Raw genomic sequence first — 13,465 nt, forward strand, 5'->3', positions numbered from 1 at the left:
TCGACGCGCGGACCAACGAAGGAGCTTGACCCTGTACTGGTGAACAGGTAAGCCGGCCAGGTGAAACGAGCGCTGCCAGGGCGACCGCGAATCTTTCGCGACTCGATCCACGGGGACATTGCGTACCCGAGAGGGGCCTTTCAGCGCTTGGTCGAGCGGGTCCTGGACACGAGGATGTTCCAGCGCCTCCGGCACATCCGCCAGAACGGGGTGCTCAACCTGGTGTTTCACGGGGCGGAGCACTCCAGGTTCGCGCACGCCATGGGCGTCGCCTGGGTGGCGGGTAAAATCTTCGACGCAGCCTTCCGGAACACGCGCAATCGCTCGTTGTGCATGGACCGCAAACAGGACCGAGAGGACACGGTCCTGGCGGCGCTGCTCCACGACGTCGGACACGGGCCGTTCTCGCACACGCTCGAAGACATTCTCAAATCCCTCTCGGTCAAGTTCGACCACGAGGACATGACGAAGCGTATCCTCGTAGAAGAGGGCTCGGAGATCGCAACCGTCCTCGGGGAGCGCGGGAGGCGACTCGTCCCTTTCATAGACAAGAAGCAGCGGGATCCGAGCCGGTGGTTCTACGACATCGTGTCGAGTGCGCTCGACGCGGATCGGCTGGACTACCTCCTCCGAGATTCGACGATGGCAGGCGTGTGGAGCAACCGCTTCGACATCGGACGGCTGATTGACGCCCTGGGCGTCAAGGATGACGAGCTCGTCGTCGATGCGCGGGCCCGCGACGTGGTGGAGAGCTACCTCCTGGCCATGGAGCAGATGTACGCGTCGGTCTACTACCACCACACGAACCGCGCGGCCTCTTTCCTTCTCCGCGCCGTCGTGGCCCGGGCGGTGGACGTGGCGCGCGCCGACGCAAGACAGAAGAACAAGCTGTTTCCACGGCGAGACGGGCAGGACGATCCGCTCTGGCAGACGGTAGAGAAAGGCACCGCGGTCCCTCTTTCCGTCTATGAGGCGCTCGACGAAAACCACGTATGGAGCCTCATCTCTCTCTGGACCTCCGCCGCTGATTCCATCCTCGCCGAGCTCGCCAAAGCGCTGAAGACGCGCAAGCTGCCGAAGGCCGTGGTCTTCCGGAAGGTGATGACCTTGCCCCCGAAGGCGCTCTCGAAGCTCGAGATCAAGGCGAAGGAGTTCTTCGCCCGCGCCCGTCCGGGGGTGGACTCAAAATACTACATCGGCGAGGACAAACCTGAGCGCAAAGCATACACGGGCGGCACGCACGAGGAGGGGTATGTCGGGTCGATCAAGCTGATCCACCCCGACGGCCGCACCGAGGCGATCGAAGAGACCGATCGAACAATTGCGAAGGTTCTCAAGGACAAGGCCGCTTATCCGTCACTCATCGTTCCAAAGGTCATCCGGAGGGACGTCCTCGAAGAGCTGGAGTCCATGCAATGATCAGCAAGTTCCAGATGGCTGCGTCGTGCCTCTCCGCCGTGACGGAGGTCATCCGCCAGATGGGTGGTACCGTCTACGGCCGGGTCCGGATCCAGAAGACGGCCTATTTCCTCCAGCGAATGGGGATGGCCGAGCTCGAAGGGATCGACTTCTTTTATCATCATTATGGCCCGTTCTCCTGGACGGTCGCCGAGAGCCTCCTCGACGGGGAACGCTGCGGCGCGCTCCGCGAAGAGGCCAAGCCGCTCGTGGACGATCGCCAGGCATACGCGTACAAGCTGGGCGAGGACGTGGACGAGAAGGTTGATGAAGTCTCGCCCGCGTCGCGCGAGCTCGTGGCGCGCCTCGTGGGGCAGGTGCGGGACGAACACTGGCGTACGCTGGAGCTGGCCTCGACGATCGACTTTCTCGAGCAGCGGGAAGGGCTCGACCGTGAGCGGGCGGTGTCTCGCGCGCTTGGGCTGAAGCCCGCGTGCCGTGACCACAAGGACGATGCACTCCGCTTGCTCGATATGCTGAAGCTGCCCGCTTCTTGATTTCGTATACACGCGGGTGCTCCGCGCTGCGCGCTCTGCGGTGTGGTGACGGCTGCTCGGCGCATCCGCGGGGGTCGTCCACGCCTCTTCGAACTCTGGCCGGCGCGTTTCCAGGGGCTCACCCACGGCCGACCCGCGCCAGGTTGGTGCGGCCCCGGCCGGTCGCGCGCCACATCTCGCCAACGCGCCCGTCTAGAAGAGCTTCCCTTGGCCCGTAGAGGTCTTTTTACCTTTACCCGTCTTCTTCGCCGCCGGCGCTTCGTTCGGCGCTGCTTCGTCCGCGTCCCCGTCCTCGCTCGGGGCGCGCCCCTTCTTTTTGCCGGCGAGCCCGAGTCGCTGCTCCTCCCGCGCCCGCTCCGCGTTGAGCACGTAGAGCCGATCGATGACCTCGTCCTCGAAGGCCTGGAGCGCTTCGCGGTCCCCATCCGTGAGGAGGCAGAAGGGCGGGACGGGGATGTCGCTCCAGCTGTAGGCGGCGAGGACGGCGCGGTCCATGTCCTCGTGGAGGCGGCGGAGGTCGAGGATCCGCGGGTCGTCGCAGGCCGGGTCCTTCAAGGCATTGTAGGTCTTCGTGAGGCCCTGGTTGGTGTCGACCATGAAGCGGGCGCGGGCTTCGTAGAGGCGTTCGCCGATGGATTCGAGGTCGGGCAAGACGGTGCGGGGATCGGGGTGGGGGAAGGGGAAGGTGTCGAAGCAGTCAGAGGGCCGGTAGCCTTGTCGGTCCTCGAGCGTAGAAGATGTGTGCCGTACCCAGGCGCCGTGAACGCGAGACTGCAAGGTGACGAATGTGCTTACCGCAGACGATGCAAATACGATAAGGTTTTCCGAGAATATTCGCCCAGATGGTTGGAAAGAGAACGCGACATGCTTGCTGGTGCGAGCAGTGACCAGGCAGCGTTCGAGCGAAGCAAGAGCTGCATAGAGTGCCGGACGCTTATCACCAAAGTGCCACCAGTAGAGCCGGTGTGCATCGCGTTTTGCCTTGTCGCGCTCTGGCTTCACCTTCTCGCGCACGACTTTAATCAGATCCGGCCATCGCTCGGCGGTCTCAAGCGGCATATCTCCGAAGCTGATGACGTACCTATCGAACGACTGCGTAGGACTAGTATTGACTTCCTCGCCGCCAAGATAGGGAAAAATTCGTTCGGTATTCCTCCGCGCTTTCTTCACGAGCACATCTCGTTCAGTTGGCGTGAGCGTGAATCCCATGCCGACGACAATACTGCCTTGGTAGCTGCTGTTCGCATTGGCTGATAGCGGACTGGGGTCTGCGCGCTCGGGCTTGGGACGAAGGCGCGAGTTGATTACAGGTACGGCAATGCCTCCGAGGGCAGGGGCTACGTGGCGGCCCACGTGTCCATGAGCTGCATGCACCAACGATACCGTGACAGTCGCAGCGCCTGGCCATGGCATGGAGTCAGTCGCGTCGTAGATCTCCCATCCGGAGCGCACAAGTACGCCTAGCCCAGCCGTGCGTGTGTCGCCCTGAGCAATGGTATTTGTGGCGATGAGGCCAAACGCCCCATGCTCACCGAGAAGCATCGCCGCTCGTCGGAAGAAGTGCGCGGAAAGGTCGGCATTCATGCTCGTGGAACCGCCGCTCATCGAAAGCCACTCCGAGTAGGCATCCCCGAGCTCGCCCGAGATCCTCCGGCCTCCCATGAACGGCGGATTCCCCACCACCGCCTCCATCAACGCCGCTCCCGTCACCCGCCCCCCATCCAGCGGATCCGGCCTCCTCTCGAAGAACACCTCCGGAAACTCGATCCACCAATGGAAGGGAGAAAGCTTTGCCCGCGCCTCACCCGCAAGCGCCGCCAGCTCCCCTCCGGCGTCCTCGTTCTCCTTCCCGATCCACGCCTCCACGAGATCGAGCCGCCGCGTCCGTTCCTTCTCCCGCGCCGTATCCTTCTCCTCCGCGAAGAACGCCCCCACGCACGCATCCGCCACGATGCGCACGCGCTCGATCGCCTGCTGCGAGAAATCGAACAGCCGCCGCTTCTCCGCCTGTGACGCCGGATCCTCGTGGTCCGCCAGCGCGAGGAGCTGCTGCCGGAGTTCCACCGCCTGATCGAGCGCATCCCGCAGGAGCACCCGCACCGTCTCCGTCTGCCCCGACGGCGCCCAATGGAACGACTCGATCTGCTTGAAGTCCAGACCCACGAGGCTGTCCCCGTGCCGCAATGCATGATCGACGAACGTGAACGGTAAAGTGCGGCTCATCGTGACGAGCCAGAGCGATAGCTTCGCGAGCTCCACCGCCGCCGGGTTCTTGTCCACGCCGTAAAGGCACCGCTGCGCAACGAGCCTCCGAGCATGCAGATGCGCATCCACGTACTGCTCGATTACCCGCGCAAGCTCGCCCTGCCGTGTCCACGCGGCCACGATCTCCCGCGCAAGCTCGTCACACGCCGCCACGAGGAACGCGCCCGATCCCATTGCTGGATCGCAGACCTTGAGCTGTAGAATCTGCTCCGGCGTGCGCGCCTCGCCCAGGCACGCGAGCAGCGGCTCCAGGGTGCGTCGCACGACCTTCGTCGTGAGCGAGGGCGGCGTGTAATGGGTGCCCGTGCGACGTCGCTCCTCACCGGGCTGGAGCACGAGCCGGCCGGCGTCGGCGCGGTGGCGCAAGACATCGCCACGACGGCCGGCCCCATGGGCCGAGAGCGCCTCCGCGAGCGCGCCATGGTCCTTGCCCGCCTCCTTCACCGCCTTCTCGATCGCGCCCACCGCCGCGGGCGTGAGGCCGCAGGTCTCCTTGAGGAAGCGTGCCCGGTCCGTCGGGCTCATCGCGCGCAAAGCCCCGGTCTCGACCCATACGCCATGCTTGCCGAGACGCACCGCAGGGCTCTCGAGCCGCTGCACGTGATACCCCATCAGCGACTCGTACACGCTGCCAATCTGCACGACGTCGAGCGTGCGATAGCTGAGCCGCTGCCCGCCGAAGACGACCAGGCGGTGCAGGACGCGGTAAATCGTGCCGTCGTCGAGGCTCGGCGGCCGTGCCTCCGCGCGCGCGGCGGGGTCGATCACCGCGGCGGTCCACCCGGGCAAACCGCCTTCGAGGAACGGGTACGTGTTCGGGTCGAAGAGGCGCCCTCGACGCGGGGGCAGCTCGAGCGTGCCGTGCTTCACGCCGAAGAAGACGGCGCGGAAGAGCGCGAGGAGCTGGCCGTACGCGCCGAAGCGGTGGTGCATGCTCTCGGGGTGCGCGCCCGCGTCGTGGCTCAGGCGCGCATAGAGGCCTCCGAGGCTCAGGTGCTCGGCGTAGGTGCGGTGCTCGACGGGCAAGAGCGTCTGATCTTCCGCGTAGAGCAAGAAGACGAGCCGCAGCACGACCGAGAGCACGCCCTGATAGAAATGGTCGCCTTCGGCCTCGAGCGCAGGCCGGAGCCAGTCGATCCTGTCGCCCACGCAATCACGGGCGGCGGAGGCCTCGAAGCCGGCAAGGAGGATCTCGACGGCCTCGAAGACTTGCTTGGCGAGCTCCTCGGTGACGTCAGCCTGCCGGCGCCGGCTCTCGGCGAGCAGGCCTTCGAGCGTGTGCTCGGGCGCGGCGCTGTAGGCCCGCCGCGCGTGCAGGAGCAAATCGAGCGCTGTGAGCAGCGGCCGGCCTTCGGGTCCGCGCAGGTGCTCGACCCGAAACGTCAGGTGTGCGGTCGATTCGCTGACCGGCGCGTAGACCAGCCGCAGGTGCTTGCCATTGAAGAGCAGGCCGATCGGAATGCCGACGTGGCGCAGAAGCCGCTCGAACTTGGCCGTGGGCGGGTAGCGCCACGGGCCGGTCGTGGCCTCGGGCTCGTCGAGGTCGATGTCGGCGCCGGCCTCGGTGAGATCCCACAGAAGCGCGAACCAGGGCTTTGCCGCGGATGCGTCCGCTGGGGCGGGGGACGCAGGGGGCGCAGGCGCTTCCTCGAAGGCAGCAAAAGGGTCGTCGGCGACGAAGGGGCCGCGCCCGAGGGCAAAGCTCGGCTTGATCTCCTGCCCGCCCTCGGCAGCGTAGAACGCGAGCTCGGCCGGCAGCTCGGCGCGCGGCACGAGCATACCCGGCTGGGAATAGCCGAGGAAGTCGTGGAAGAACGCTTCGAGGCTCCGGATGCGCGCGGTGTCGCCATCGAGTTGCGCCGCAAAAGCCGTGGAGAGCTCTGCGCGCTCGTCGGGGGCAATCTGCGCGTCAGCGAGCACGGGGACACTGAAAACGAGGCCCTCGACGGGTTGCGCGAGGCCGAGCCATTTCTTGTGGAAGATGACGTCGCGGTCTTTCATGTCATCGACTCCGGCCACGCAACGACGAGGCCCACCGGGGTGAGGCGCGCCATGCGCACTTCATAGAGCGCCTCGATGGCGGCCGGCTCGGATTCGAGCTCGCCCGCCGCCGCCGCGCGCCGCCGCTCGAGGTGCCGCAAATCGAGGTCCACCTGGCGCTTCTGATCCTTGTCCTGCACGTTGAAGAGGTCCGTCTGGCGCAGCCGCGCCTCGGCCTTGTCGATGGCCGTGCGCTGCCTCAAAAGCAGTCCGCGCAGCTCATCGGCCTCGCGCCGAGCACGCTCGGCGAGACCTTGCCGCGCCTCCACATCCAACGCGTCCGCCTCGGCTTCGATGTGCGGCCAGAGGGCTCGCAAGAGAGCCTCGGCGTTCTCGCGAATGCGCTTCATGATCGTCGCATTGGGCGCGCGACCTCCACCTGCGAGCAGCCGCTCGGTCGATGTGATGGCCTGGGCGGCCGTCGCCCGGTTCTTGTACGGCTTGATCGCGCTGGCCTCCCCGGACCACGCAGCCGCGAGCGGGACGAGCTGATCGTGGAGCCGCGCCGCCCCGGTGCCGAAGAGCGTCAGGCGGGCATAACCGACGACGCGCACGACGCTCTCGTCGGGCGCGACCACGGCTGTCACCCGTGAGAGGTCATGCGCACCGAATCCCTGCGCGAGGAACCGATCGAGAATGCGCTTTACGAACGGGTGCGCGAGGTGGAGCTGCTCGGCCCCCTCGGAGAGGCTCGCGAGCGGGTGGAAGGTCACGGGCCGCGGAGGCTTCTGGCGCCACTCCCAAAAGTCCTCGGTGCGCCCGCGCGGCGGCCGGAGCGTGTCGAGCGTGACGTCCCAGGACCTGTCGAGCGCCGGCAGCTCGTGTGTCGCGCGCCCGTCGCTGGTCTTGCCTGCGTCTTTCAATGGCGGAGCGCCGGCGAGCGTGAGGCCGATCTCGACGACGCCCCGCAAGGAGTCGGCCTCGACCTCCAGCGTGCGCCGGGAGCTCTCGAGGCGCCGGCCAGCGCGCATGACCTCGTCGCGCACAGCAGAAAGGTCGGTTCGCCGCGCCTCTAGCTCCTCATCGACCGTGGCCGTCTTCGCGTCAGATCCGACCTTCTCAACCACGCCGCGCACCTTGCGCGTGATGCCGTTCTCGAGCGCTGCTTCGATCTGATCAAGCAGCACGGCCCCGAGGGAACCGAGCTCGCGCTGCACGGTCGCGATCTTCCGCACGACGGTCTCGAGCACCTGATCCTCGGTGCGCTGCGGGTAAACGAAGTAGTGACAGCGGACCTCCTCCGCGGGCTGGAGCGTGCGGTCGATGCGGCCGTTGCGCTGCTCCATGCGGGCCGGGTTCCAGGGGATGTCGATGTGGAAGAGGTCGGCGCAGTGGGCTTGCAGGTTGACACCTTCGCGGGCGGCGTCGGTCGCGACGAGGATGCGCACGGGATGCTCGTCGGGCGGGCTGTTGAACGCGCGCTGCACCTCGTCGCGGGCCTCGTCACCCATGCCGCCGTGAAACTGCATGATGCGGTTCTCGCCGTCGTCGGTGTGCGCAACGGCTGCGGAGAGAAGCTCGACGAGGTAACGCTTCGTGTCCGCGTACTCGGTGAAGATGAGCACCCGGCGAGGCGACCATGCACGTTTCGCGCGCGTGTCCTCGCCGAGGCCGATCGCGGGGCAGAGGTGCTCGCGCATCCAGGCGAGCAGCGCGAGCGTCTTCGCATCGGGCTCCCTGCGGGCCTTCTCGGCGAGGGCGCGCATCTCGGCGAGGAGCGCGCGGGCCTCCTCGGTCGGGGTCGGGAGCGTTGAGCTGGCACGACGCACGGCCGCTTCGCTCTCCTCGGCGAGCGTCTCGTCCGACAGCCCGTGCGTCTCCGGGTCCGCCTCGGCATCGATCGAGGCCTTGGGTTTGGCCGCGGAGAGCTTCAATTGCTGGGGCGCGCCGACCGGCCCGCCCTTCTTGGCGAGGCCCTGCGCGTGCGCGTCGATGGTGCGTGCAAACGCCTCGGGGCTCGAGAGGAGCCGCTGCTGCATGTGGATGAACGGAAGACGCCCCTGCCCAGATGCAGGCGCGCAGAGCTCGGTGTAGCGCTGGAGTTTCTCGCCGAGCGTCAGCTCGATCGGCTGACCGGGGCCTAGATGGCTCGCCTCCGCCTTGCCCTCCTCGCCCGTCTCGGCGTCGTAGTTCTTCTGCGCGAGGCGCCAGATGCCGCCCTCGTGCATGAGCGCGAGCTGCACGAGGAGGCGGCGCGGGAAGCGCTCGACGCCGAGCTGACGCAGGTCGCGCTTGAGCCTGCGCACCATGATCGGCTCGAGATCCTTCTTGCCCTCGACCGGCACGCCGCGCGTGAAGCGCACCGGGTCGAGGATCTCGAGCAGCGCGCTGAAGCTGTTCGAGTGCCCGTTGTGCGGCGTGGCGCTGAGGAAGAGGCGGTTGTCGAACCGCGGCGCGAGGTCGCGGATGGTCCGCGTGATGTCGGTGTCGGTGGCGTACTTGCTCGCGGAGGCGGGCGCCGCGACGTGGGCCTCGTCGAGGATGAGCAGGCCCTTGCGCGCCCGCTCGCCGAGGTGCAGGAGCGGATCGCGGTACTCGGGCCGGCGCAAGAGTGCGTGCGAGACGATGAAGCGGTTGTGCGTGCTCCAGGGGTTGGTCCCGAACCCGCGTTCCTGGCGTCGATAGGCGACGAACTGCCGGGTCATCACCTCGAAGCGCAGTCCGAAGCGGCGCTGCATCTCGCCCTGCCATTGAAGGCAAACCGAGGCGGGGCAGACGACGAGGACGAAGCTCGCCTGCTGCCTGAGGATGAGCTCCTGGAGCACGAGGCCCGCCTCGATGGTCTTGCCGAGTCCGACGTCGTCGGCGATGAACAGGTTCGCGCGGGGAAGCTCGAGCGCCTTCATCAGGGGCGTGAGCTGATGCGCCATGAGCTTGATGCCCGCGCGGAATGGGGCCTGAAAGCGGGTCGCATCCGCGGCGCTGACGGCGCTCCACTTGAGTGCGTGCAAGTAGGCGCCGAAGTGCGCGGGGGGATCGAGCCGCGAGACCTCGCCGAGGCCGTGGGTCTCGGGCGCGACGATACGGGCGCCAAGCTCGAGGTCCCAGAGCACGTCGATCGGGCGCCCGGGATCATCGTCATCGAGGCAGACGAGTCGAACGAGCGGCGAGTCGTTGCCTTCGCCCGCGACGACGTCTTCGACGAGCCACTGGCGATGCCGGGCATGTACGATCTGGCCCTTGGCGGGGAGACCGTCGGCGCTCGCGGCGGGTGGCCGCACGGTGGCTGCGCGCGGATCGAGGCCTGCGGCTTCGAGGACGAGCGCCTGGAGGTCGGCGCGAGCGCGGGCGGAGGGTATCGAGGCCGTGACGGCGGCAGACGGCCCGAAGCTCGTCTCGACCGAGCTCGCGGAGCAGGGCCGGGAGACGCTTGCCGAGGTGGTTCGAGAGCTTGGCGATGAGGCGGTCCTTGCCGCCAGACACATCGCGAACCTCGCAGCCGAGGAGCTGACAGAGGTCGAGGAGCCGCCCCGCGGCGATGACCGCAAGGACCGAGGCGACGGTGGGCACCGAGGTCGGTGGGGGGAGGACGAAGGGCTGCGCGCTGGCGGCGCTATCCGGCGTTTTCTGCGGTCTTCTTGCGGCCACTCGTGTCTCCCGGTGGTGCCCGAGCGCGCTGGCGGCGCCTCGGGCGGCGGGAGTGTAACAGGAAGGGGAGGGATGGGATGCGGAGATGAGGCGTGGTATCCGGGATGTGCGTTCGTGGAGAAACCGAGGTCCGCGATGTCCGTTGGGAGGCTATCCAGCGAGATCATTCCCCAGGCCGATCGCCTCGACATCGTGCTCCGCGTTCTCGCCTTCATCGAGCGCGAAGGCCGGCGGCCCACTCCCGCGGAGATCGACGTCGAGTTCACGGAACGCTATGTCGGCTACTGTTGCCAGGCCGCGACGCTGCTGAAGTTCCTCGATACATCGTACAAGATCACCGACAAAGGAAAGCTGCTCCTCACGCTCGAAGATGACTTGCAGCTCCTGCGTGTGATCTGTGCGTTCGAGGAGAGCGAAGCGGGACGAGCGTGGCTGCGCTGGGCTGGCGTCAAGGAGCTCAACGACCTCGACCCCGAGTCGGCGTCGGACTTTCTCCATGCCTGTGCCGACTTCGCCGACTCGACCATCGATCGACGCGCGCAAACGCTCTGCGCCTGGGCCCGCGAATTCCTCGAGCTACGTGGCAAACGCAAAGGAACATCGCTCAGCTTGGAAAAATGGGCCTCCACGCAAATGCATCCGTGCGATCCGGAAGCCCTCGCGCAGGTGACTGCCCTCGGGCCGGAGGACTCGGCGGGCATCGTGCAGCGCCTCGGCCCCGGCACGCACCGCGTCCGCGTCGTCTCGGGCTTTTTCACCATCAGCGGTTATCAGATCCTTGCGAAACGGCTCACGGGGGCCGAGGTCCGTCTGCTCATCGGGCAGGACGAGCGCAACCCGTTCGCGCGCCGCTCGGTCGACGATGCAACCACCGTCCTTCGCCTTTTTCGGGAGAGCCTGGACCAAGGCTTGCCCTCGGCCACGCGCCGCAAGGAGATCAAGAAGTTGCACGCGGACGTCCTGCGCAGCCTCGTAGGTATTCGCCACTTCGAGCCTCGCAAGCAGAACAAGCTCCACGCCAAGGTATACATCTTCGATCTCCGTGCAGCCTACATCACCTCTGCCAACCTCACGGTCAACGGGCTGAGGCAAAACATTGAAGGCGGCGCGCTGATGACCTCTCGCGCGCACGTCGAGTACTACGTTCGGCAATTCGAAACCTTTTTCCACGAAGCGACGCCGATCACGCTCCCGATCCTGGAGGAGATCGAAAAAAGCTGGGCGTTCACCAAGCCGATCCCTCCGTATCTGCTCTTTCTCAAGGTCATGTACGAGCTCTTCGAGCGGCTACCAGAGCTCGAGACGCCGACCCGGTACGAACTGGCGGAGTTCCAGCGTCGCCTCGTTCGACCTGTCATCACCAAGCTCCTCAACTACCGAGTAGCCATGCTCATCTCTCCGACGGGAACCGGCAAGACGGTCATGGCGAGCCACGTGGCGGCCTATATGGCGCAAGAGCAGCACGTTCATCGCGTGATCGTCGTTTGCCCCAACCAATCGATAGGATTGAACTGGAGGAAGCATCTGGCGGCCTTCGGCCGCTCGGCTGATGTGATCACGCATGGCCTCCTGCGTCGCATCGAGGTTAGCTCCACCGACAACCAGCGACTATTGAAGGAGCTCCAGGAGAACCCACGCGAGACCGATCTCTACATCGTGGACGAGTGCCACCATTTTCGTAACGAGGACACGATCGGGCGGGAAAGCCTACTGCGCCTGCTACGGCCCGCGGATGGGAAGGTGCGCCCGTACTGCCTCCTCCTCACCGCGACGCCGATCAGCACTGGGCTGCGCAACCTGAACATGCTGCTCGATCTCATCTGCCAGCCGGAGATCGAGTCTGTCAGACAGATCGATACTGTCCCCGCTGTCGTCAACGTCACTCTGCCGTTCATCATGGCCCACTACGGGATCCGCCAGAAAGGCGTGCCCGGCATGGCGCTGCGCTTCGGAGAGGACCACCGCTACTTTCCCAACATCCGTATCCGGACGGTCCACTATCTGTCGCCCATGGTTGATCTATTCAAGATCATCCGCGGCCTGCAGCTGAAGTTCGAAGACGGGGAGCGGATCGCGGTCCGATGCGCGCTCGGGGGCGGCGAATGGCCCGAGACCCCGCAAGGCCGTGAGTACGGCCTCCTCCGCGCTCTGCTGGCCCGGCGTGCCGAGAGCAGCCCGCTCGCACTCCATCGCACCGTGGAGCGTCTGCTGACCAGCATCGACCAGGGAGCACTGCGCCCCGTCAATCGGGACGAGCTGTGCGCGGGTCTGCGCAGCCTCGCTGACAAGGCGTGTGCTCCCGCGGAAGACTCCAAGCTTCAAGCGCTCTTCGAGAAGGTGAGGGAGCTCCACCGCGAGACCAAGGTGCTCATCTTCTCCGAAGCCGTCGATACCGTCGAGTACGTGGCGGACGCGCTGCAAAAGCGATTCCCGAAGAGGTGTGTCGCCGCACTCGACGGTAGCACGAGTCTGGCCGAGCGTCAGCGTATCATCACCCGATTCGCGCCGATCGCCAACGGTCGGAAGAGCGTCAGCGAAGATGAACCGGACATCGATATTCTGGTTACCTCCGACACCTGCGCCGAGGGAGAGAATCTCCAGGATGCGATGATCGTCGTCAACTACGACCTGACCTGGACGCCCCTCATGCTGACGCAGCGGCTCGGGCGGATTGACCGTGCCACCGACCAGCCGCGGGAGGTCCAGGTCTTCAACTTCTACCCAGGAGCCGTGGAGTATGACCAGCTCGTTGGACTATGGAGCCGGCTGGAAGAGCGCTCCAAGGAGCTCTCGGTGCTCACGCGCGGGCAAGTGATCGGCGAGCACGAGCGCCGTCTCGAGGAGATTCCGTCCGATGATCTGGGGCCCGTTCGTGCCCTCTACGAGAACGAGGACTACAATCTGTTCCTGAACACGCTGCTCCCAACGCCGCGCTACATGGAAATATGGCTCGGTGCTACCGAGGAAGAGCGGCAGCTTGCCCGACGCCTTCCGGATGGCGTGCAGGCTGGAGAGCAAAGACACTCCAGCGGGTGCTACGTCCTGCTGCGATACGAGGGGACGATTCATTCTATTTTCCTTGACAGGACGAGCCAGCGTCTCCTGCGGGCCCCCGACGATGTCACCCACGAATTCTTGGTGAAAGAACACGTCTTCACCGAGAGAGACTCAGCCACGATTGCACCCCCGGAGAGCTTCGATGATGAGGTAGCCAAAGCTGTAAGGCTATGGAGCGAGAGCGCCGGCATTGACGTCGACGTGGTGACGGTAGTCGCTGCGAAGTTCCTCACACGAGGGTGAGTGCGGTCAGCAAGACGCGACCGCAGCGGACTCTGCTCTGGTTTTGCATGCCGTCAGCAGATGCTCGACAGGCCGAGCCGTCCTGGCAATCTGGTGAACGCCCCGGAGATAAGAGCCACGAAATAGAAAGGAGACGCTGCATCCCGTGGCAGACTCGCCCGAAGCTCCTCTCACCACTGCCATCATCGACCCCTCTGTGCCAACATCCGATGAGACAGCGCTCCTCCCGAAATTAGTGTAGAGAAGAGGGCGGAGACTGGACCTGACCCGCGTGCCCAAACCTTCCCATCTTCGATCCATCGATTCTACCTCCGCCC

Annotated in this window: 5 protein-coding genes; 3 read left to right on the forward strand and 2 right to left on the reverse strand. The window is 65.8% G+C overall.

All coding sequences use genetic code 11. The features are described from left to right. Window positions 1-174 precede the first annotated feature (174 nt). On the forward strand, window positions 175-1,419 hold the full coding sequence (locus GF068_RS27980; protein WP_153822532.1) for an HD domain-containing protein: 1,245 nt from the start codon (window positions 175-177) through the stop codon (window positions 1,417-1,419). Further along, window positions 1,416-1,955 (forward strand): hypothetical protein, encoded by a 540-nt coding sequence (locus GF068_RS27985; protein WP_153822533.1) that lies wholly within the window; start codon window positions 1,416-1,418, stop codon window positions 1,953-1,955. The genes GF068_RS27980 and GF068_RS27985 overlap by 4 nt, the downstream gene beginning before the upstream one ends. A 192-nt stretch (window positions 1,956-2,147) precedes the next feature. Here the strand turns inward: GF068_RS27985 and GF068_RS27990 are convergent, their stop codons facing one another. Continuing rightward, window positions 2,148-6,221, reverse strand: coding sequence for a DNA methyltransferase (locus GF068_RS27990; RefSeq protein WP_153822534.1), 4,074 nt, complete (start codon window positions 6,219-6,221; stop codon window positions 2,148-2,150). Next, complete coding sequence (gene drmD / locus GF068_RS27995) at window positions 6,218-9,481, reverse strand: DISARM system SNF2-like helicase DrmD (RefSeq protein ID WP_338046599.1); 3,264 nt, start codon at window positions 9,479-9,481, stop codon at window positions 6,218-6,220. Before drmD ends, GF068_RS27990 begins: the two co-directional genes overlap by 4 nt. An 85-nt stretch (window positions 9,482-9,566) precedes the next feature. Between drmD and GF068_RS28000 the strand changes: the two genes are divergently transcribed. Beyond that, entirely contained in the window at window positions 9,567-13,148 is a 3,582-nt protein-coding gene (locus GF068_RS28000) for a helicase-related protein (protein ID WP_338046600.1), read from the forward strand. The last annotated feature ends 317 nt before the right edge of the window (window positions 13,149-13,465 follow it).

The organism is Polyangium spumosum, assembly GCF_009649845.1.
GTDB lineage: Bacteria > Myxococcota_A > Polyangia > Polyangiales > Polyangiaceae > Polyangium > Polyangium spumosum.